The organism is Nevskia ramosa DSM 11499, from assembly GCF_000420645.1.
GTDB classification, from domain to species: domain Bacteria; phylum Pseudomonadota; class Gammaproteobacteria; order Nevskiales; family Nevskiaceae; genus Nevskia; species Nevskia ramosa.
In genome coordinates this window covers 273,784-294,402 of sequence record NZ_ATVI01000006.1, presented here as the reverse complement: position 1 = coordinate 294,402, position 20,619 = coordinate 273,784, and the positions used below count along the sequence as shown (strand labels likewise).

Annotated in this window: 24 protein-coding genes; 16 read left to right on the top strand and 8 right to left on the bottom strand. The window is 66.9% G+C overall.

Annotated features, from left to right (window positions below; genetic code table 11):
• Positions 1-57 precede the first annotated feature (57 nt).
• The 10 genes from hisB (at position 58) to G513_RS0108210 (ending at position 7,022) form a co-directional block, all read left to right on the top strand.
• Positions 58-651 (top strand): imidazoleglycerol-phosphate dehydratase HisB, encoded by a 594-nt coding sequence (gene hisB / locus G513_RS0108255; protein ID WP_022976358.1) that lies wholly within the window; start codon positions 58-60, stop codon positions 649-651.
• A 78-nt stretch (positions 652-729) separates the two neighbouring features.
• On the top strand, positions 730-1,374 hold the full coding sequence (gene hisH, locus G513_RS0108250) for an imidazole glycerol phosphate synthase subunit HisH (protein WP_022976357.1): 645 nt from the start codon (positions 730-732) through the stop codon (positions 1,372-1,374).
• Between the two features lie 147 nt (positions 1,375-1,521).
• Entirely contained in the window at positions 1,522-2,247 is a 726-nt protein-coding gene (gene hisA, locus G513_RS0108245) for a 1-(5-phosphoribosyl)-5-[(5-phosphoribosylamino)methylideneamino]imidazole-4-carboxamide isomerase (RefSeq protein WP_022976356.1), read from the top strand.
• Positions 2,248-2,270: 23 nt separating this feature from the next.
• The gene (hisF, locus tag G513_RS0108240; protein ID WP_022976355.1) at positions 2,271-3,065 is read left to right on the top strand and encodes an imidazole glycerol phosphate synthase subunit HisF; all 795 of its coding nucleotides are present in this window, start codon (positions 2,271-2,273) and stop codon (positions 3,063-3,065) included.
• Positions 3,062-3,445 (top strand): phosphoribosyl-ATP diphosphatase, encoded by a 384-nt coding sequence (locus tag G513_RS0108235; RefSeq protein WP_022976354.1) that lies wholly within the window; start codon positions 3,062-3,064, stop codon positions 3,443-3,445. Before hisF ends, G513_RS0108235 begins: the two co-directional genes overlap by 4 nt.
• A 36-nt stretch (positions 3,446-3,481) precedes the next feature.
• Positions 3,482-3,721, top strand: a complete 240-nt coding sequence (tatA, locus tag G513_RS0108230) for a Sec-independent protein translocase subunit TatA (RefSeq protein ID WP_022976353.1) — start codon at positions 3,482-3,484, stop codon at positions 3,719-3,721.
• Between the two features lie 44 nt (positions 3,722-3,765).
• Positions 3,766-4,176 (top strand): Sec-independent protein translocase protein TatB, encoded by a 411-nt coding sequence (gene tatB, locus G513_RS24795; RefSeq protein ID WP_022976352.1) that lies wholly within the window; start codon positions 3,766-3,768, stop codon positions 4,174-4,176.
• The gene (gene tatC, locus G513_RS0108220; protein WP_022976351.1) at positions 4,169-4,924 is read left to right on the top strand and encodes a twin-arginine translocase subunit TatC; all 756 of its coding nucleotides are present in this window, start codon (positions 4,169-4,171) and stop codon (positions 4,922-4,924) included. Before tatB ends, tatC begins: the two co-directional genes overlap by 8 nt.
• Before the next feature lie 98 nt (positions 4,925-5,022).
• Positions 5,023-5,706, top strand: a complete 684-nt coding sequence (locus G513_RS0108215; protein WP_022976350.1) for a response regulator transcription factor — start codon at positions 5,023-5,025, stop codon at positions 5,704-5,706.
• Positions 5,707-5,732: 26 nt separating this feature from the next.
• Entirely contained in the window at positions 5,733-7,022 is a 1,290-nt protein-coding gene (locus G513_RS0108210; protein ID WP_022976349.1) for a sensor histidine kinase, read from the top strand.
• Here G513_RS0108210 and G513_RS22055 read toward each other — a convergent pair.
• Genes G513_RS22055 through ampD form a run of 3 tightly spaced genes read right to left on the bottom strand, consistent with a single transcriptional unit; the run spans position 6,982 to position 9,319 of the window.
• Entirely contained in the window at positions 6,982-7,866 is an 885-nt protein-coding gene (locus G513_RS22055; protein ID WP_022976348.1) for a helical backbone metal receptor, read from the bottom strand. The two genes, G513_RS0108210 and G513_RS22055, sit on opposite strands and share 41 nt — an antisense overlap.
• Positions 7,866-8,729, bottom strand: a complete 864-nt coding sequence (ampE, locus tag G513_RS0108200) for a regulatory signaling modulator protein AmpE (protein ID WP_022976347.1) — start codon at positions 8,727-8,729, stop codon at positions 7,866-7,868. The genes G513_RS22055 and ampE overlap by 1 nt, the downstream gene beginning before the upstream one ends.
• Positions 8,726-9,319, bottom strand: coding sequence for a 1,6-anhydro-N-acetylmuramyl-L-alanine amidase AmpD (gene ampD, locus G513_RS0108195; protein WP_022976346.1), 594 nt, complete (start codon positions 9,317-9,319; stop codon positions 8,726-8,728). Before ampD ends, ampE begins: the two co-directional genes overlap by 4 nt.
• Positions 9,320-9,419: 100 nt before the next feature.
• Between ampD and G513_RS0108190 the strand changes: the two genes are divergently transcribed.
• Complete coding sequence (locus G513_RS0108190) at positions 9,420-12,221, top strand: M16 family metallopeptidase (RefSeq protein ID WP_028475295.1); 2,802 nt, start codon at positions 9,420-9,422, stop codon at positions 12,219-12,221.
• Between the two features lie 103 nt (positions 12,222-12,324).
• On the opposite strand, the gene G513_RS0108185 is transcribed toward G513_RS0108190, so the two are convergent.
• Positions 12,325-12,663 (bottom strand): hypothetical protein, encoded by a 339-nt coding sequence (locus tag G513_RS0108185; RefSeq protein WP_022976344.1) that lies wholly within the window; start codon positions 12,661-12,663, stop codon positions 12,325-12,327.
• A 92-nt stretch (positions 12,664-12,755) separates the two neighbouring features.
• On the opposite strand from G513_RS0108185, the gene G513_RS0108180 reads away from it, so the two are divergent.
• A complete protein-coding gene (locus tag G513_RS0108180; RefSeq protein WP_022976343.1) occupies positions 12,756-13,232 on the top strand; it encodes a tRNA (cytidine(34)-2'-O)-methyltransferase in 477 nt (158 codons plus the stop codon).
• On the opposite strand, the gene G513_RS22050 is transcribed toward G513_RS0108180, so the two are convergent.
• Positions 13,202-14,311, bottom strand: a complete 1,110-nt coding sequence (locus tag G513_RS22050; RefSeq protein ID WP_022976342.1) for a glycosyltransferase family 9 protein — start codon at positions 14,309-14,311, stop codon at positions 13,202-13,204. The genes G513_RS0108180 and G513_RS22050 overlap by 31 nt on opposite strands.
• Positions 14,312-14,388: 77 nt before the next feature.
• Between G513_RS22050 and G513_RS0108170 the strand changes: the two genes are divergently transcribed.
• Genes G513_RS0108170 through G513_RS0108155 form a run of 4 tightly spaced genes read left to right on the top strand, consistent with a single transcriptional unit; the run spans position 14,389 to position 18,558 of the window.
• Positions 14,389-15,471 carry a glycosyltransferase gene (locus G513_RS0108170; protein WP_022976341.1) on the top strand — a complete coding sequence of 361 codons (1,083 nt, stop codon included), beginning with the start codon at positions 14,389-14,391 and terminating at the stop codon, positions 15,469-15,471.
• Positions 15,468-16,514 carry a glycosyltransferase family 4 protein gene (locus G513_RS22045; RefSeq protein WP_022976340.1) on the top strand — a complete coding sequence of 349 codons (1,047 nt, stop codon included), beginning with the start codon at positions 15,468-15,470 and terminating at the stop codon, positions 16,512-16,514. Before G513_RS0108170 ends, G513_RS22045 begins: the two co-directional genes overlap by 4 nt.
• Positions 16,511-17,539, top strand: a complete 1,029-nt coding sequence (locus G513_RS0108160; protein ID WP_169560567.1) for a glycosyltransferase family 9 protein — start codon at positions 16,511-16,513, stop codon at positions 17,537-17,539. The genes G513_RS22045 and G513_RS0108160 overlap by 4 nt, the downstream gene beginning before the upstream one ends.
• Positions 17,536-18,558, top strand: coding sequence for a hypothetical protein (locus tag G513_RS0108155; RefSeq protein ID WP_022976338.1), 1,023 nt, complete (start codon positions 17,536-17,538; stop codon positions 18,556-18,558). Before G513_RS0108160 ends, G513_RS0108155 begins: the two co-directional genes overlap by 4 nt.
• A gap of 6 nt (positions 18,559-18,564) precedes the next feature.
• Here G513_RS0108155 and G513_RS0108150 read toward each other — a convergent pair whose 3' ends face one another.
• From G513_RS0108150 to grxC, 3 genes are all read right to left on the bottom strand, one after another.
• Complete coding sequence (locus G513_RS0108150; protein ID WP_022976337.1) at positions 18,565-19,572, bottom strand: NAD(P)H-dependent glycerol-3-phosphate dehydrogenase; 1,008 nt, start codon at positions 19,570-19,572, stop codon at positions 18,565-18,567.
• A 167-nt stretch (positions 19,573-19,739) separates the two neighbouring features.
• The gene (gene secB, locus G513_RS22040) at positions 19,740-20,252 is read right to left on the bottom strand and encodes a protein-export chaperone SecB (protein WP_022976336.1); all 513 of its coding nucleotides are present in this window, start codon (positions 20,250-20,252) and stop codon (positions 19,740-19,742) included.
• Between the two features lie 74 nt (positions 20,253-20,326).
• On the bottom strand, positions 20,327-20,584 hold the full coding sequence (gene grxC, locus G513_RS0108140; RefSeq protein ID WP_028475293.1) for a glutaredoxin 3: 258 nt from the start codon (positions 20,582-20,584) through the stop codon (positions 20,327-20,329).
• Between the last annotated feature and the right edge of the window lie 35 nt (positions 20,585-20,619).

Below are 20,619 nucleotides of genomic sequence, written 5' to 3'. Positions count from 1 at the left end.
CACGCATTTGCCGCCGGGGTGTATCCTTTCGCGCCTTTTCCCGTGATGGTTTTGACGATGTCTGCCCGCGTTGCCAGTGTTCGCCGCGATACCCGCGAGACCCAGATCGGCGTCGAGATCAATCTCGACGGTTCCGGCAAGATCCAGTTCGATACCGGCATCCACTTTCTCGAGCACATGCTCGAACAAGTCGCGCGCCACGGGCTGGTCGATCTCGTCATCGAAGCCAAGGGCGATGTCCACATCGACCATCACCACACCGTCGAAGACATCGGCATCTGTCTCGGCCAGGCCTTCGACAAGGCGATCGGCGACAAGCGCGGCATCGTTCGCTACGGCCATGCCTATGTGCCGCTCGATGAAGCGCTGTCGCGAGTCGTGCTCGACTGCTCCGGCCGTCCGGGCCTGGAATGGTTCGTCGAGTTCCCGCGCGCGCGCATCGGCGAGTTCGATGTCGACCTGTTCCGGGAGTTCTTCCAGGGCTTCGTCAACCACGCCAAGGTGAGCCTGCACGTCGACTGCCTGCGCGCTCGCAACGCGCATCACGTCGCCGAAACCATCTTCAAGGCGTTCGGCCGCGCGCTGCGCATGGCCGTGGAGTTCGATCCCCGCGCCAATGGCGCGATGCCGTCGACCAAGGGCGTGCTTTAAAGCCCCGAGCCTGCCGAATTCCACGATGTCCGCTCCCTGCTGTTCCCCTCCCGTTCGTCTGTTGCGTTCTCCGTCCTGATGGAAAAGATCGGCGTCATCGATTACGGCATGGGCAATCTGCATTCGCTCGGCAAGGCGCTGGAGCGGGTGGCCGGTAATCAGCGGATCGTCATCAGCTATGACCCGGAGGAGTTGATCGCCTGCGATCGCCTGGTGCTGCCCGGCGTCGGTGGCGTCAAGGCGGCGATGAACGAGCTGCGCCGTCTGGAACTGAACCAGCTGGTCGTCGAAGCCTCGCGCAAGCGGCCGCTGCTCGGCATCTGTCTGGGCATGCAGGTGCTGCTCGATCGCAGCGAGGAGAATGGCGGTGTGCCGGCGCTGGGCCTGATTCCGGGCGACGTGATCCGTTTTACCGATCCGCCGCGCGATGCCGTCGAACGGCTCAAGGTGCCGCACATGGGCTGGAACCGCGTTCGCCAGACCCGGCCGCATGCCGTCTGGGCCGGCGTGCCGGAAGACAGCTGGTTCTATTTCGTGCACAGCTATCACGCCGCACCGGTGCATGCCGAGCATGTGCTTGGCAGCAGCGAGTACACCAAGGTGTTCGCTTCGGCAGTGGCCCGCGACAATATCGTCGGCTTCCAGTTTCACCCGGAGAAGAGCCAGTCAGTCGGTTTGCGGCTGCTCGGCAACTTCGCGCACTGGAACGGTGAAAGCCGCTGAGCCCCACCGCCTGATTGGGGTCGCCTTGCCTAGCTCCAGGCTTTGCGGCACAGTTTCGATCAATCATCAAAGCCTGACGTTGCCCTTCGAGGCGTCGCGTCCGAACCTTCAAGACCTCGCCTCCGGGCAACCCGCCGACTGCTCCCCATGCTGCTGATTCCTGCGATTGACCTGAAGAATGGCCAGTGCGTCCGCCTGCGCCAGGGCCGGATGGACGACGTCACGGTGTTTTCCAACGATCCGGCCGAGGTTGCCCAGCGCTGGGTCGACGAAGGTGCGAGCCGCATCCACGTCGTCGATCTGGACGGCGCGCTGAAAGGCACGCCGGTGAACCTCAAGGTGATCGAGCGGATCGCCAAGGTCTGCGGCAACGTACCGGTGCAAGCCGGCGGCGGCGTTCGCGACGAGGACACCGTGCAGGCCTATCTGAATGCCGGCGTCAGCTACATCATCATCGGCACCAAGGCGGTCAACGCGCCGCATTTCCTGCGCGATCTGTGCCTGGAATACCCGCGCCACATCATCGTCGGCATCGATGCCAAGGACGGCCGCGTCGCCGTCGACGGCTGGTCGAAGCTGTCGGCGCATGGCGTCATCGACATGGCCAAGCAGTGTGAGCATGACGGTGTCGAAGCGATCGTCTATACCGACATCGGCCGCGACGGCATGATGGCCGGCTTCAACGTCGAGGCCACCCGCGATCTCGCCCGGGCGGTGAAGACCGACATCATCGCCTCCGGCGGCGTGTCGACGATCGAAGATCTGCATCTGCTGAAGTCGATCGAGGAAGACGGCGTCATCGGTGCCGTCATCGGCCGCGCACTGTACGAGGGCGGCCTGCAGTTCAAGGATTGCCTGAAGGCAGTCCAGTAGTTCATCCCCGGCGGTCTCCCAGAATGCTTGCCAAGCGCGTCATCCCCTGTCTCGACATCAACGCCGGCCGCGTGGTCAAAGGCGTGAAGTTCGAGGACCTGCGCGACGCCGGTGACCCCGTCGAAGTCGCTCGCCGCTACGACGCGCAAGGCGCCGACGAACTGGTGTTCCTCGACATCACCGCATCGAGCGACGATCGTCCGACCCTGTTCAAGACCGTCGAAGCCGTGGCGTCGGCGATCTTCATTCCGCTGACCGTCGGCGGTGGCGTGCGCACTTGCGCGGACGTTCGCGCGCTGCTCTCTGCGGGTGCCGACAAGGTGTCGATCAACACCTCGGCGGTGCTGCGGCCGGATTTCGTCACCGAAGCCAGCGATCGCTACGGCGTCCAGTGCATCGTCGTCGCCATCGACGCCAAGCGGGTGTCGAAGAAAGGCCAGCCGCCGCGCTGGGAAATATTCACCCACGGCGGCCGCAAGGCGACCGGGCTCGACGCCATCGAATGGTCTGCGCTGATGGTGGCCAAGGGCGCTGGCGAACTGCTGGTCACCAGCATGGACCGCGACGGCACCAAGTCCGGTTACGACAACGAACTGCTGCGCGCGATCACCGATGCCGTGCCGGTGCCGGTCATTGCCAGCGGCGGCGTCGGCTCACTGGAACATCTGGAGCAGGGCCTGAGCCTCGGCGGCGCCGATGCGGTGCTCGCGGCCAGCATCTTCCACTCCGGCCAGCACACGGTCGGCGAAGCCAAGCAGTACCTGACCCGCCACGGCGTCACCGTGCGCAGCCCGGCGCCGCTCGCGTTCACGATATGAGCGGCGATATCAGTGGCAATCCGGGCCTGACCGCGGTGCCGTCAGCCAACGTGCTCGAGGCGCTGTACGCAACCCTGCAATCGCGCAAGGGCGGCGATCCGGCGCAAAGCTATGTCGCCAGCCTGTATGCCAAGGGCACCGACGCGATCCTCAAGAAGATCGGCGAAGAAGCGGCGGAAACGATCATCGCCGCAAAAGATTGTGCATCCGGCGGGGCACTTGAACGCGTAAAGATGGTTCATGAAGTGGCCGATTTGTGGTTTCACGTCATGGTCTTGTTGGCCGCGTATGATGTACCGCTCTCGGCCTTGACCGATGAGCTGGCGCGCCGGACCGGTCGGTCCGGACACGATGAAAAGGCGTCGCGCAGCCCGTCATAACCGGCCTTTCGGCCGCACCCGAATCAGGAGCACACCATGGGCAGTTTCAGCATTTGGCACTGGTTGATCGTGCTGGGCATCGTCATCCTCGTGTTCGGCACCAAGAAGCTGCGCGGTGCCGGCGGCGATCTCGGCGCTGCGGTGAAGAATTTCAAGTCCGCGGTCAAGGAAGGCGAGGCCGAAGGTCAGAAGAACGCCGAAGCGCTGCGCGCGGAGATCGTTCCGCCGCCACCCCCGCCGCAGCACACCGGTGACAAGCACGACGAAAAGGTCTGATCGTCTCGATCACCCCCTGACCCGCCGCCGATAACCCGCGCGCCATGCTCGACATCAGCTTTTCCGAGCTGCTGCTGTGCTTCCTCGTGGCCCTGGTCGTGCTCGGCCCGGAAAAGCTGCCGCGGGTTGCGCGTGGCATTGGCCGCTGGACGGGTCAGGCCAAGGCTTACATGCGCAACTTGAGCGCCGAGCTGGATCGCGAATCGCATGCCTCCGATCTCAAGCAGCAGATGATGGATGCCCGGCGCATCTTCGACGAGGAATCGACGGCGATGAAGCGCGAGTTTCACGGCGCTGCCGAGCAGGGCCGCAATGCGATGAGCGATTCGCTGCCGGCGGCCGATGCCACGCCGACGCACAGCGAAACGCCGGTGACGCACACCCCGGCGCCGGCGCCGCGGGCTGCCGATGTTCCGTCGTTCAGCGAATCGAAGACGCCAGACAAGCATGTCTGAGCCGGAATCAGCACCCGAACAACCACTGCTCGCTCATCTGATGGAGCTGCGGACCTGTGTGGTCCGCGCCATGTTCGGCTTCATCATCGTGCTGCTGCCGCTGCTGTTCTTCGCTGGCAAGCTCTATCACTTCCTGGCCACGCCGATGATGAAGCTGCTGCCCGCCGGCAGCAGCATGATCGCCACCGAAGTCGCCGCGCCATTCCTGACGCCGTTCAAGCTCGCCGCCGTCGTCGCCTTCGCGCTGGCGCTGCCGTGGATCCTGTACCAGATCTGGCTGTTCGTGGCGCCCGGCCTGTACCGCAACGAACGCCGGCTGATCATGCCGATGCTGGCCAGCAGCACCTTGCTGTTCTATGCCGGCGTGGCGTTCGCGTACTACCTGGTGCTGCCGACGGTGTTCAAGTTCTTCGTCACCTCGGCACCGGAAGGTGTCGCGGTGATGACCGACGTCTCGAAGTACCTGGACTTCGTGCTCAAGCTGTTCCTCGCCTTCGGCTTCGTGTTCGAGATGCCGGTGGCGATCGTGTTGATGGTGCTGACCGGCTTCGTGACCCCGGCCCAGCTCGCCGCCAGGCGCGATTACGTGCTGGTCGGCGTGTTCATCGCGGCGGCGGTACTGACGCCGCCGGACGTGCTGTCGCAGATCATGCTCGCGGTGCCGGCTTACCTGCTATACGAGCTGGGCATCCTGGTGGCCCGCTGGGTGGCACCGGTGCCGGAACCGGCGGAATCGACCGAAATCTGAGGGTCATTCGAGCGTCCGAATTCGTCACCGGCGGTCGACAATGACATTTCATTCGCATGGGCTTGATAAATTGGGGTTAACCCAACCTGAGATCGACCATGCACGTGCTGCTTGTTGAAGACCACCCGGACCTGGCCGCCAACCTAGGCGATTTCCTCGGCAACCACGGCCACAGTGTCGATTTTGCCGCCGACGGCCCCAGCGGCCTGCGTCTGGCCCAGGCCCAGCGTTTCGACGCCATCGTTCTCGATCGCCTGCTGCCCGGCCTCGATGGCGCCAGCGTCTGCCGCCGTCTGCGTGCCTCGAGCAGCCGCCATGTCCCGCTGCTGATGCTGACTGCGATGGATACCGTCAACGATCGCGTCGAAGGCCTGCGTGCCGGTGCCGACGACTATCTGGTCAAGCCGTTCGCGATGGTCGAACTGCTGGCCCGGCTCGAAGCGCTGCATCGCCGAGCGACGGCGGCCGGCCTCGACCGCGTGCTGACCCTCGGCGATCTCGAATTCGACCTCGATACCCTGATCGCCCGCCGCGGCGGCGAAACCATCAGCCTGACGCCGGCACTGCGCAAGCTGCTGGAACTGCTGATGCGCGACACCCATCGCGTGGTCACCCGCGAGGAACTGGAACGCCGCCTGTGGGGCGATGCACCGCCCGAAGGCGATGTGCTGCGCGCCCACATCTACGCGCTGCGGGTCGCCATCGACAAGCCCTGGCCGAAGAAGCTGCTGCACACCATCCACGGTAGTGGCTACCGTCTGGCCGACCTCGGCGACGACTGATCCTGCCTGACGTTCCGGAGTCCGCGATGGCGACCAGGGCCGAGGTTTCCTCCGGCCATCTGCGGCGGCGCCTGACTGGTGCGCTGATCGCGCTGACGGTAGCGGCGGCGATCATCCTCAGCACCTTCGTCTGGGTCACCGAGCGCTGGATCGAACGCGGCAGCGTTGAAACGCTGATGGAACGCGAGCTCGACTACCTGATCCGGATCGGCGCGCAATCCAGCACCCGCGACATCGTCGACAACAGCGACGATCTCGAACCGGCGCTGCTTTACTACCGCCCGGCCTGGGGCGGCAGCGTGCCGCCGCCGCTGCGCAAGCTCAATACCGGCTGGCATCGCGATGTGAAGATCAGCGGCAATTCGTTCCAGATCCTGATTCGCGATCTGGCACCGGACGATCGCGTCTACCTGATGCACGACATCTCGCCGCTGGAAGCGCGCGATCAGCGCCTGGTCGGCTCGTTCGGCTTCGGTCTGGCGCTGGTCAGCCTGCTGGCGATCTGGGGCGCGCGCCGGGTGGCCGATGAAGCGCTGTCACCGCTGGCCAAGCTGGTGGCGCAGATTCGAGGTCTCGATCCGGAAAACGGCAGCGCCCGCCTCAAGCCCGAGGACGATCCGGAACTCGACGTGATCGCCGATGCACTGAACGGCTACATGGCCGAACTCGATGCGCTGATCGAGCGCGAGCAGGCGTTCGCGGCGGCCGCCAGCCATGAACTGCGCACGCCGCTGGCGGTGATCCGTGGCGCGGCCGAACTGCTGGAAGCGCGGCCGGCCGATCCGTCGCGCGCGCTGGCGCGCATCCAGCGCGCGGTCGCCCAGGCCCAGGAAGATCTCGACGCGCTGCTGGCCCTGTCCCGGCTGCGCGAATCGCCGCGCGCCTGGAATCTCGATCTGGAACGGCTGCTGCCCGAATGGGCGGAAATGGACGCCGGCTCGACCAAGCTGGTCTGGCGCATGCAGCCGACCCTGCTGACCGCCGCTGCCGGCAGCATTCACGTGATCTTCTCGAACCTGCTGCGCAACGCCGTGCGTGCGGCCGGGCCAGATGGCGAAGTGATCATCGAGCTGGACCAGCAGGCGCTGCGGGTGATCGACAACGGCCCCGGTATTCCCGATCACGAGTTGCCGCTGGTCTTCGAGCCGCACTTCCGCGGCCGTGACGGCGGTACCGGCATCGGCCTCTATGTGGCGCGGGCGATGGCACGGCGCCACGGCTGGCAGCTGAAGCTCGACAACCGCAGCGATGGCGGCGCGATCGCCACCCTGCTGTTCAGTGCGCCGCCGCGCCCGACGCCTTCGATCGCTGCCTGATTTCCGCGAGCCGGCTGCGCGCCTGATCGAAGGCGGCGCAGACGGCGATCACGCCGTCGAGCATGCGCGGGCTGGCGCGGCCCAGCAGATCAGGATCGATCGCGTAGAGATTGCCGGCCCTGGCCACCGGCGCGCTGCCCAGCCGCGCCCAGTAGGCGCGGATCGCCGCGGCACTTTCCTCGCGGCCGTAGAGCACTACCTCCGGCGCGGCGGCGAGCATCGCTTCCTGACCGATGGCGGCCGAGATCGTCGGCAACGCGGCGAACACGTTGACGCCGCCACACAGGCTCATCACTTCCGAGATCGGGCTGGCCGCGCTGATCGTGTAGGCCGGCGAGGTTTCGATCTGATACACGGCGCGGATCGCGGGCTCGTCGCGATGCTGCGCGCGCAGGCCGGCCAGACGTTGGCGATAGTCGTTCGCCGCGGCGGCCGCTGCTTGCTGTGTGCCGAGCCAGCCGCCGACCGTTTCCAGCGCCGCACCGATGCTGTCCAGCGTGTTGGCCCGCAGCCAGACCACGCGCAGGCCCAGCTTCTGCAGGCGCGCGACCTGATCCGGCGGCGTGCCGTCGGCCCAGGCGATGACCAGATCCGGCCGCTGCGCGAGCACCGCTTCGAGATTGATGCTCCAGGCGCCGCCGAGCTGCGGCAGCTGGGTCACCGAAGCCGGATAGTTGCTGTACTCGGACACCGCGACCAGCCGCGCACAGCCACCCGCCGCGCAAACCAGTTCGGCCAGATGGGGCGCCAGGGTGGCGACGCGTTGTGCTGGCGCTTCGGCGCTTGCGGCCGGCATGGTCAGCGCCACGGCCAGCAGCAGGAAGAACTTGAGATGGCTGCGCATCAGGCGACCCAGACGCCAGCCGAAAACACAGCCGCCAGCGCCAGCAGGATCAAGGTCGCGCGGGTTTCCATGCGCAACACCTCGGCAAGGGTGGCATCGAGCGAGGAGGCGATCATCGGCCCGCTGCCCGGCGCGTCTTCCCAGTCCAGCGAGGCATTGGCGGCTTCGGCGAGCAGATTCCAGGTGCGCCGCTGCCAGCCGGCCTGATCGGGTGACGGTGGCTCGGCGTGCACCCGTTTCAACGCTTCCAGCGCATCGTCCATGCTGCCGGCGAGGCCAAACAGCAGCGCCGTCAGGCGTGCCGGAACCCAGGCGAGCAGGCCGTGCAGCAGCGCCGCCTGACGTTGCGCGCCGGGTGATTCCATGACCGTGCCGATCCGGCTGGCAACGCGATACAGCACCGCGCCCGCTGGCCCGGCGACGATGAACCACAGGCAGGTGCCGAAGCGCCGCTCGTGCGACTGGATGAACAGCGCGCCGAGCAGCGAGCGGTGATCGGCATCTGGCGTCGGGCCGTGATGCAGCAGGCGGGTCAGGCGAGCAACTGTCGCGGCGTCGCCAGCAGCGCGGGCGGCACGAAGCCGCTGCACGTCCTCGGCAAGATCGCGGGGGCCGAGGCAGACCAGCAGTGCGGTGGTCGAAAACAGCAGTTCGGCGAGCAGGGTGTGAACCTGGGCATACAGCCAGCCGGTCAGCGCGGCCAGGCCGAGCGCCAGCAGCCAGGGCGCGAACGACTGCTGGCGCAGGAAGCCCGGCAGCTGCGGCCACAATTGCTCGAGCAGCGCCGAGACGCTGCCGCCATCGCGGTGCGTCGACAGCAGACGTTCCAGACCCAGGGCCAGCAGCAGCGCGAGCAAGGTCATGGCGTTGCGATCCCCAGTGCGGTGCGCAGCCGTGGCCAGTCGAAGTGCGGACCGGGATCGGTCTTGCGCCCCGGGGCGATATCGCTGTGGCCGGTGATCGCTTCGCGTGGCAGTTGCGGATAGCGCGTCTGCAGCCAGCGGATGGTGTCGATCAGCGCCGTGTACTGCGCATCGGTGAATGGCCGCGTATCGCTGCCTTCCAGCTCGATACCGATCGAAAAATCATTGCAGCGCGAACGGCCCTGCCAGGTGCTCGCGCCGGCGTGCCAGGCGCGACGGTCGAAGGCCGCGTATTGATGGATGCGGCCGTCGCGGAAAATGCACAGATGGGCGGACACCTGCAGCCCGGCGATGGATGCGAAGTACGGGTGCGCGGCCGGGTCTAGCCGGTTCAGGAAAAGATCGTCGATATAACTTTTGGGGGGGCTTCCCTCGGGTGCGTCCGGATGCGCGTCGTAGCTGTCCGGTGGCAGCGAGATGTTGTGGATCACGATCAGTGCCAGATCAGCTGGATCGGGGCGCTCGTCGCTGTTCGGTGAGGCGCACCAGAGCGCGCCCGGCAGGCGCTGCGCGATGGCATCCGCCGCCAAGGGAACGCAGTCGATGGACAATGGGTCAGACACGCAGACGGCTGCCTGGATTGCGGCCTTCGCAGGCCCTTTCTCGAACAACAATCATCCGGGGTTCTCCATGCGCATCATTGTCACACTGGCTGCGGCGTTCTGCCTCGGTCTCGGCACCGCTACAGCTGCGACGCCGGCCAAGCCAGCGCCCGGCAAGGCCGATGCAAGATCGGTCACTGCCAGTCTGCCGACGATCGATGTGCCGTTCGAGAAGTTCCAGCTGGCCAATGGCCTGACGGTGATCGTTCACGAGGATCACAAGGCGCCGCTGGTATCGGTCAACGTCTGGTACCACATCGGTTCCAAGGACGAACCCGAGGGCCGCCACGGTTTCGCGCATCTGTTCGAGCACCTGATGTTCAATGGCTCCGAGCACTACAACGACGAGTTCTTCCGCGCGCTGGAGCCGGCCGGCGCGACCGGCATCAACGGCAGCACCAACCGCGATCGCACCAACTATTTCGAAACCGTGCCGACGGCCGCACTCGATCTGGCACTGTTCCTGGAATCCGATCGCATGGGTCATCTGCTCGGCGCCATCGACCAGGCCAAGCTCGACGAGCAGCGCGGCGTGGTGCTCAACGAGAAGCGCCAGGGCGAGAACCAGCCTTATGGCTCCTTGCGCGAAATCCTGTCGCAGCAGAGCTACCCGCCCGGCCACCCGTATTCGTGGACGACCATCGGCTCTGAAACCGATCTCAACGCGGCCACGCTCGATGACGTCAAGGCCTGGTTCAAGCGCTACTACGGCCCCAACAACGCGACCCTGGTGATCGCCGGCGACATCGATGTGGCCACCGCGAAGGCCAAGGCCGAGCAGTTCTTCGGCGCCATCCCGGCCGGCGAACCGGTGCTGCATGCCAAGGCCTGGGTCGCGCCGCTGAGTGGCGAGAAGCGTATCGAGGTCAACGATCGCGTGCCGCTGCCGCGTCTGTATCTGATGTGGAATCTGCCCGGTGACGGTGAGCGCGACACCGTGCTGCTCGACCTGTTCTCGGACCTGCTCGCCAGTGGCAAGACCGGCCGCCTGTTCGAGCGGCTGGTCTACCGCGACCAGACCGCGTCCGCGATCAGCGCCTCGGTCAGCAGCGATGAAATCGCCGGCCAGTTCTCGATCGTTGCCAGCGCCCGTCCCGGTGCCAGCCTGGCACCGATCGAAGCGGCAATCCGCGAGGAACTCAAGCGCCTGATCGACCAGGGCCCGACCGAGGCCGAGCTGCAGCGGATCAAGACTCAGCGCTATGCCGATCTGCTGCCGGCCTTCGATGGCGTCGGCGCCAAGGGCCAGCTGCTGGCGGCCAACGAGCTGATGCACAACGATCCGGCGCACTACAAGAAAGAGCTGGCCTGGGAACGCGAGGCCACCGCCAACGACATTCGCGATGCCGCGCGCCGCTGGCTCGGCGATGGCCGCCTAGTGCTCGAAGTGCTGCCGCAGAACATCGATCAGGCGGCCAAGCCTGAGACCGTCGATCGCTCGAAGCTGCCGGTGCCGGCGGCTTCGGCGGCGCTGTCCCTGCCGCCGCTGGTGCGCACCACCTTGAGCAACGGCCTGAAGCTCGCGGTGATCGAGCGTCGCGGCGTGCCGCTGGTCGAGATGGCACTGATCGTCGACGCCGGGCGCGCCGCCGATCTCGGCGCCGGCGACGGCGGCAAGTCCGGCCTGGCAGCGCTCACTTTCGGTCAGATCGACGAAGGCACCGGCTCGCTCGATGCGCTGGCGATCGCCCGCAAGCAGGCCGATCTCGGCATCTCGATCGGTGCTTCGACCAGCCGCGAGGTTTCGATCGTCAGCCTGTCGTCGATCAAGCCGAGCCTGGGCCCGGCGCTTGATCTGTACGCCTCGATCATCCGCGCGCCGAGCTTCCCGGCGGCCGATCTGGCGCGCGGCAAGCAGAATCTGCTATCGGCCATCGTTCAGGAAAAGGCTTCGCCGGGCGGTCTGCTGCGCCGGGTGCTGTCGAAGCAGATCTATGGCGAAACGCATCCCTACGCCTACACCGGCAGTGGCGAGGAAGCCGTGGTCGCCGGCATCACGCGCGAGGATCTGGTCGCTTTCCATCAGCGCTGGGTGCGGCCGGACAACGCCACCTTGCTGATCGTCGGCGATACCTCGCTGGCGGAAATCCAGCCGCTGATCGAAGCCCGCTTCGGCGACTGGCGGGCTCCGCAGGCGAAGCCGCCGATCAAGCCCCCGGTCAAGCAAATCCCCGCGGTCGCGCTCGCTGCCAAGCCGCGCGTGTTCCTGCTCGACAAGCCGGGCGCCACGCAGAGCATCGTCGCCGCCGCGAACATCGCGCCGGACGGCCAGGCCTCCGGTCAGGAAGCGATGTCGACTGCTAACACCGTGCTCGGCGGCCAGTTCATCTCGCGCCTGAACCTGAACCTGCGCGAGGACAAGCACTGGAGCTATGGCGCCAGTTCCAGCGTCACCCGCACACGCGGCCCGCAGGTGTTCCTGGCTCAGGCGGCGGTCGAGCGCAATCGCACCGCGGATTCGATCGTCGAGATGCAGAAGGAACTGCGCGAAATGGTCGGCAAGCATCCGCCGACCGCCGCCGAAGTGGACGCTGCCAAGCGTGCCGATCTGCTGGCGCTGCCTGGCAGCTTCGAGACCGCAGGCCAGGTGGCTGGCGCGTTTGCCAGCAGCATCGAACTCGGCCAGCCGGACGACTACTACAACCGCCTGCCAGCCCTGATCAGCGAGCAGACGCCGGAAGCGGTGGCGGCGGCCGCGAAGCAACTGGTGAGGCCGGAAGCGCTGACCTGGTTCGTGGTCGGCGATCTTGCCAAGATCGAAGCCAGCGTGCGCAAGCTCAACCTCGGCGAGGTCAGCGTGCTCGATGCCGATGGCAAGAAGCTGCGCTGAGGCGTGTTTGGAGCGGTAATGAAAAACCCCCTGATCTCTCTCGAGATCAGGGGGCGGGTATTTGAAACTCCGGCTTTCGCCGGGATGAGTCGGCTTCGCCGACTCAGTTCACGCCTTGGCCCAGCGGGCGGGTGAACGTGAAAGTCGCCGGTTCGACGACCAGCGACTGGGCCGGATCGGCGAAGTTGCCGGCCAGGGCCTGGAACGGCAACGACACGACGAACACTGCCGTGCCGAGCAAGGTCGCGGCCAGGCCCAGCGGTCGGGCGATCAGCAGATCGGCGGCCATTGCCATGCCCGAGGGCGCACCGGTGTTGTCGACTTCATAGCCGCTGCCATTGGTGCCACTGCCCCCATTTGAACTCTGGGCACTCGCCGAGGCCGCCGCCAGCGACAATACGGCGCCAGCCAGCACACTCAGACTGCGGGAAGCGATCGCCATGACATTCTCGAAATGATTGAAAAATTGCAGAAAGGCAGCCTAGGCGGGGGTGGAGGTGGTGTCAATCGGCTGCGACTGCCCGGGGCGCTGCGATGATCCAGGTCGCGCTGATCGAGCCGGAAATTCCGCCGAACACCGGCAACGTCATCCGCTTGTGCGCGAACAGCGGCGCGGCGCTGCATCTGGTGCGGCCACTCGGCTTCACCCTGGATCACGCCAAGCTGCGCCGCGCCGGGCTCGATTATCACGAGCACGCCGCGATGCAGGTGCATGACGATATCGCCGCCCTGCGTGCCGCTACGGGCAGTGCGCGCTGGTTCGTGTTCACCACCAAGGGCAGCACCCGTTACGACCAGGTGCCATGGCAAGCCGGCGACGTGCTGCTGTTCGGCGCCGAGTCACGCGGCCTGCCGGACAGCCTGATCGAATCGGTGCCGTCGGAGCGGCGCGTCTATCTGCCGCAGCAGCCGGGCATGCGCAGCCTGAACCTGTCGAACGCGGTGGCCGTGGCGGTCTATGAAGCCTGGCGCCATCTCGGCTACGCCGGCGCGCGCGACCCCAGCAACTGAGCGGCGGCAGCGATCACTCGCGCTGCGGTCATCCGATCGAGGCAATCCGACGGGCTGGCCAGATGTCGCTCGCAGCCTTCCTGCAGGCAGGGAATGCAGCCGATCTGGCGGCCGTGATCGCCCTGCAGGATGCCAGTGTTGCCGATCCGCTGGAACGGCACCGCCAGCCGCCACGGGCTATCGGCCTCGCCATCCCAGCCTGGCGGCCACGGCCCCCAGGTGACCGGGCTCGACGGCCCGAACAGCGCCAGGGTCGGCGTATTGCAGGCGGCGGCGAGATGAGTCACCGAAGTATCAGGGCCGACGAACAGGCGCGCGGCTTCGATCATCGGCGTCAGTGCGGCGAACGGCAGGCGGCCGGAGACATCGATGACGCTGTCACTCGGCAGATCAAGCGGCAGGTCGAGCTTGGCCAGCAGCGCGCTGACCGCCGCCCGTTCGTGCTCGGCCGGCCCGCCGCTGATGACGACGCGCAAACCCTGCGCGGTCAGCCAGCGGATCAGCGCTCGCCAGCCGTCGTCGGTCCAGGCCTTGTAGCGGTACATCGGCTGCGGATGCAGCACCACGTAAGGCCGATTGCGCCAGTTCGATCCGAGCACGGCATCCAGTGCCGAGTCATCGGCTGGTCTGGGCGGCACCACCTCCGGCACCCGGGGAATGCCGAGCGCATCGGCCAGCAGCAAACTCTGCACCACGGTGTGCAGGCGCGCCGGATCGTGGATGACGATGGTCTTCAGCAGCCAGTGCTTCCAGCGCGTGTTCAGCGAACCGACGGCGGCGCGCTTGTCGCTGGCGATCCAGGCGGCGTAATGGGCACGGTCGCTATTGGTCACCGCCACCGCCAGGTCGTAGCGCCGCCACAGCTGCCGGACCAGCGTCAGCTGGCCCTTCTTCGGCATCGCGATCACCGCGTGCAGATCGGCATTGCCGGCGAGCACGCCGGCAGTCGGCGCGAACACCAGCGCGTCGATCTCGGCATTCGGATAAGCCTGCTTCAGGCTGCGGATCAGCGGCGTTGCCAGCAGCACATCGCCGAGCCGGCGCAGGCAGATGACGAGGATGCGTTGGGGCGGATTCAAAGGTAATCGGGAGGGCAGGCGGTACTGCGATAATCTAGCCCGGTTCCCGAATCCCCTTCGTTCCGGTCAACGCCGACGTGTCCGCGCAGCCCTTCATCCTGTTCGTTCCCGCGTATGGCCGAGGCGGTTACGGCGAGTTCGTGCGCGCCGTGCTGCTGGCGCAGGCAACGAAAGCGCGCTGGCCGCAGATGCGCATCGAATTCCTGCTGCCCGGCGGGCCGGGCACCCGAACCGATGCGCCGTTCCCCAGCCTCTGCCATGACGGCGAGGCAGCCACCAAGGGCGCATTCGATCTCGAACACATCGAGCGCCTGCGGCCCGATCTGGTGATCTTCGACTCCGCCTGCCGCAGCCCGACCCTGCGCCACTGCCGCCGGCTCGGCATCCGTACCGCCTATGTCACCAGCCTGGTCGGCGGCCGGCGCAAGGCGTTCCGGCTCGACTGGCTGTGGCTGCTCGACGAACACTGGCATCAGCGCGAAGACCTCACCGCCGCGCCATTCACGCCCTTGCAGCGCCTGCTCGATCGTCTCGGCCGCACCCGGCGGCGCGTGTTCGATACCTGCTTCTCCGACGCTGCGCCTGATTTCGCAGCGCTCCCGGCTGCGGTGCAACCACTGCTTGATCAGGACTACGTGCTGTTCTCGCCGGGCGGTGGCGGCTACCGGATCGGCGATCGGCCGGTTGCGGAAATCTTCCTCGAAGCCGCCGAGCAACTGCAGGCGCAGTCCGGCCTGCCCTGCCTGATGATTCTCGGCCCGCTGTACGCTGCACTGGCGACGGCGAAAGCTGGCGAATCGCAGGTGCATTGCCTCGTCGAAGTGCCGCAGGCCACGTTCATGGGCCTGATGCGCAAGGCGCGGCTGGTGGTCACCAATGGCGGTCACAGCCTCGATCAGGCGCTGGCCTGCGGCGCGATCAGCGTCGCCGCGGCTCTCGGCGGCACTGATCAGCCAGGGCGGATCGCCGCTTACCGCGATGCCGGCTGGGTGCTGGAATCAGCGCCGGATACCGACTCCCTGGTAGCTGCCGCACAAGCGCTGCTCGGTGATCCGGCACGCGAACAGACGCTACGAAAAACGCTCGCCGAGATGAAGGTCGCCAACGGCATTCCGGTGATGCTCGACGGCATCGCGAACCTGCTGCGGCTGCCGGCATGAAGGTCGCCCTCGTCCACTACAGCCTGCGCCGCGGCGGCGGCATGGAGTCCTATCTCGCCGATCTGGTGCGCGGCTTCCGCGCGGCCGGCGACACCGTCGATGTCTGGGCGCGCGAAGTCGATGGTGACTGGGCGCGCGCCCTCGGCGCCAATGCCTATCGCCTGCTGCCCTTGCCGCTGCCGCGCGCGTTCCGCAACCGCGTGTTCGCTTCGCGCATCGCCCGGCTGGAACTGACCGAGCGCTATCCGCTGGTGATTTCCCTGGCGCGCACGCGGGGTCATCACATCGCGATCAACGGCGGCACGCACCCCGGTTTCTGCGCGGCAATGCAGCGGCCGGATTCCGCCCACGACCGCCGCGAAACGCGACTGGAGCGAGCGATGCTCGACAGCGCGGAAACCGTCGTCGCTCATTCCGCAACCTTGGCGGCGCAGATCCGCGAGTTCTATCCGGACACCATCGATCGCTTGCGGGTGATCTACCCGCCGGTCGACGAACAGCGCTTCGCACCGCGCGATGACCGCGCGCGTGCCGTCGCTCGGCAGGCGCTCGGGCTGAAGGCGGACGACATCGCTTTCGTGTTTCCGTCTATGGATCACGCCCGCAAGGGCCTGGGTCCGCTGCTCGATGCGTTTGCGCAGCTCGGCGAGCCGCGCGCGCGCCTGCTGGTCGCCGGCCGTGCAGCGCGCAAGGAGTTGCCGCCCAGAGTCACGCCGCTCGGCTATGTCGACGACATGCCGGCGCTGTACGCCGCGGCCGACTGGACGATACTGCCGTCGCGCTACGAGCCGTTCGGCCTGGTGATCGCCGAATCGCTGGCCTGCGGCACGCCGGCGATCGTCGGTCGCGAAGCCGGTGTCGCCGAGCTGATGGATGCTGACGATGGTCTGAAGCTCGACGAGATCAGCCCGTCGGCAATTCTTGCGGCGCTGCGTCTGGCCTGCGCTGCGCCGCATCGCGTCGCACCCGGTTTCGTCGCTCGCCGTGGGCTGGGTCTGGCTGCGCATATCGCGGCATTGAAGCAATGCCGGAGTGCGGGATGAGCCTTGCGCCGAGGGAAATATTGAGTGCGGCGCGCCGTGTCGTGGTGCTCGATTTCGGCGGTCTCGGCGATCACATCCACAGCCTGCCGAGCTTGTGGCTGATCCGGCAGAGCGCGCCGCAAGCCGAGTTGCACGTAGTCGGCACCGCTGGTTTCTACGGGCCGCTGACGCCGTGGATTGCGCACACGCATCTGTACGTGAAGCGCGGCCTGCGCGGCGATCTGGCCTTTCTCGGCTGGCTGCGCGGCCTCAAGGCCGATGCGGTGATCGCGATCACCGGCAGCAATCACGCCTGCGCCTTTGCGGGCTTGAGTGGCGCGGCCTTGCGCGTGGCCCGCAAGGCCGACGCGAACAAGCGCTGGCGCTGGCAGCCCTGGCTGCTGAACGCGGTGGTCGATGCGCCGTATCACGAGATTCCGATGTACCGCAGTCGCTGGAATGCATTCCGGCAACTGGGCCTGGACGGCGAAGTGCCGGAGTTTCCAGTCGCCATCGACACCGGCCTGCGCCGCGCCGCGGGTGTCGACAAGGACGGCTATCTGCACCTCAGCGCCAGCGCTTCCGACGATCGCCGCGATCTGCCGATGGCGCAGATGATCGCGCTCTGGAATCAGCTGCACGCGCGCCTGCCGCAGCATCGCATCGTCGTCTCCGGCAATGCCACGGTGCGCGGCCGGGAACGGCTGGCGACACTCGTCGCCGGCATCGCGTTCAAGCCTTGGCGGGTCTTCGATGGCACGCTCGATGTGCCGGCTTTCCTGTCGGTGATGCAGGGCGCGGTGCTGCACGTCGGCCCGGATTCCGGCGGCCTGCACGTGGCGCGCGTTGCCGGCACGCCGTCGGTGTCCTGGTTCCGGCCCAATCACCATCTGGCCAACTGGTTTCCCGATGATCCGGAGCGGCATCTCGCCTTCGTGGCTCCGGAATCCCGTGACGATGGCCTCTACGGCATCGCCACCGAAACCCTGGTCGAGGCCACGCTGAGTCTGCTGCCGGCGACGGCAACGGTCACGGAAACGGCGTGAGCACTTCGCGTTTCGTGCTGTTCGTGCCGCAGCACCAGGGCGGCGGCACCGGCGAGTTCTTCCGGCTGCTGACCTTGGCGATGGCACTGCACGCGGCCGATGCATCGGTGCGCATCGAATTCCTGATGCCCAAGGCTTGTCGCCTGCGCCCGCTGCTGCCGTTCCCGCATACCGAAAGCGATCTGCCTGACGAGCAGCGCCAGCAATTCCACGCTCGCGAGCTGGCGCGGCTGAAGCCGGCGATCGTTGTGTTCGACAAGACCTGTCGCGGCAGCATGCTGCGGCTGTGCCGGCGGCTGAAGATCCGCAGCGTCTGCATCAGCGACGAGCCCGGGACCCTCGGCAAGACCTTTCGCGCCGACTGGCTGTGGTCGCTCGACGAGCACTGGCATCAGCGCTATCTGCTCGGCCGGCCGGCGTTCAGCGCCTGGCAACGCCTGCTGGCGAGGATCAGCAGCACCCGGCGCGTGCTGTTCGATGTCTGCCAGCTCGAAGACGCCGTTGCGGCACTCGCGCCGTCTGGGCCCTATCTATTGTTCATTCCGGGTGGCGGCACTTACCGGATCGATGGGCGAACCACCGCCGAGCTGTTCATCGAAGCGGCGGATCGCGTCGCCAGGGCCAGCGGCCTGCCGGCGCTGGCGATCGGCCAAGCCGCTTCTGGCGATCAGCAAGTCACCGTGCTGCCGCCGCAACCGCAAGGCCAGCTGATTGCGCTGATGCGCGGGGCGACGATCGTCGTCACCGGTGGCGGTCATCTGATCAACCAGGCGATCAGCGTTCGGGTGCCGACGGTGTCGATGCCGCTCGGCGGCAGCGATCAGAGCCTGCGGGTGGACGACTTCGCCAGCCGTGGCTGGACGGTGGCTGCGCAGGCGCAGCCTGATGACATCGCCGACAAGACGCTGCGTCTGCTGGGCGATGCAGCGGCGCTGCAGACGATGCGTGAACGCCTGCAGGCGGTCGAGATCATCCAGGGCGTACCGCTGATGGTCGAGTCGCTGCTGCGGCGGCTCTGAGAAGCTTCAGCCCAACTCTGCGCGCAGCGGTCTTTCGGCAAGCCGCTTCAGCGCTTCGATCGGCGACACCTGGCCGGCGATCACTGCGCCGGCCATTTCCAGCAATGGCATGTCGACACCAAGCCGATGCGCCAGCCGCAGCACTTCGGGTGCCGCGCGCACGCCTTCGACCACGCCTTCGATCGCCGCCCGGGCCTGCTCGGGCGTCGCACCTTCGCCGAGCTGGATGCCGTAGCGGCGGTTGCGCGACTGGTTGTCGGTGCAAGTCAGGACCAGATCGCCGAGGCCGGCCATGCCCATCAGCGTTTCCGCTTCGGCGCCCAGCGCGGTGGCCAGCCGCGTGATCTCGTTCAGGCCGCGGGTGATCATTGCCGCGCGGGTATTGGCGCCGAGGCCGAGGCCATCGGCAATGCCGACCGCGATCGCCAGCACGTTCTTCGCCGCGCCACCGATCTCGACGCCGACCAGATCGCGCGAGGTGTAGGCGCGGAAGCCATCGCCGTGAAAGCGCAGCGCCATCCGCTCGGCGAACGCCGGGTCGTTCGAGGCCACCGTCACTGCCGTCGGCAGGCCGAGGCCCAGCTCCTTCGCGAAGGTAGGACCGGAGATCACCGCAACGCTGCGGGTGAGGCCGAGTGCGGCACCGATCACTTCATGGGCCAGCCGTCCGCTGCCCGGTTCCAGGCCTTTTGCCGCGCAGGCGATGCCTTGCTCGGGACGCAGCAGCGTGCCGAGCCGCTCGCAGGTTTCGCGCAAGCTGTGGCTCGGCGTGGCAATGACGATGTCGCCGGATTCGGCGACCACGCGGACAAGATCGCTGGTCGCGATCAGCCGCGCCGGCAGCGCGCAGCCTTTCAGGTAAACCGTGTTCTCGCGGCTTTCCTGGATCGTCGCCATCGTCGTCGCATCGCGTCCCCACAGGAACGCGGGCGCACCGCGACGCGATAGCTGGATCGCCAGCGCCGTGCCGAACGCACCGGCACCCAGAACTGCGACCGGTGTCTGCTCAGACATGCCGTTCCCTTGCGCTGGCCTGGACGCCACTCGCCTTGGCGGCTGGCTGCGCCGGCCGCAGGGCTCGGACGTCCCTCGCGGTACCAAACGCGCCAGCGCCCAGAACCGCAACCGGGATTTGCTCCGACATGCCGCCGCTCCTGAGAGCTTGGGCTGTGCTGGCGGGTTTACTGCACCGTCGTCGGCGCCGCGCCATTGGCACCGTTCGCGGCCTGCTGAGCGAGGTGCTGGGCGTACAGCGCGTCGAAGTTGATCGGCTGCAGCATCACCGGCGGATAGCCGGTACGGCCGATCAGGTTGGCGATCGCTTCGCGGGCGAACGGCAGGATCACGCTCGGGCAGTACGCAGCCAGCACGTGCTGCAGTTCGCCGCCGTCCGGGAAGTTGGCGAGCTGGAAGATGCCGGCCTGATGCACTTCAACCAGGAACGCGGTCTCTTCGCCGATCTTCGCGGTGACCGTCACCTGCAGCATGACCTGGAAGATGCCGGGGTTGAGCATGTCGATCGCGGTGCCGACCTGCACGTCGATCGCCGGCGGCGTCTCGTTGGTCAGGATGCGTGGCGCGTTCGGCATTTCCAGCGAGGCGTCCTTGAGGAACAGGCGCTGCAGGAAGACCTGACGGGCGGGGGCGTCTTCGACGGTGGGGACGGACGGCGGAACCGGGTTCGGAGTGCTCATGAATTCAATGATCGTGCGGACGGTGGAGGCAGGTTGCGGGTGTGATGCGGTAATGCGAAGCAGCTGCCTGCGATTCAGGCTTCGCGCAGCAGCGGATCGAGCTGGCCGGCGCGGTCCAGCGCGGCGAGATCGTCGAAGCCGCCAACATGACGGTCACCGATGAAGATCTGAGGAACGGTGCGGCGGCCGGAGCGCTGCATCATCTCGGCACGCAGGGCGTCATTCTGGTCGACCATGATTTCCTGGTAGCTCACGCCCTTGTTGCCGAGCAGACGCTTGGCGAGCATGCAGTACGGGCAGATGCGGGTCGAATAGACGGTGACCGGCTTCATCGGAAGAACCTCGCGCCGGTGTGCGGCGGCCATTG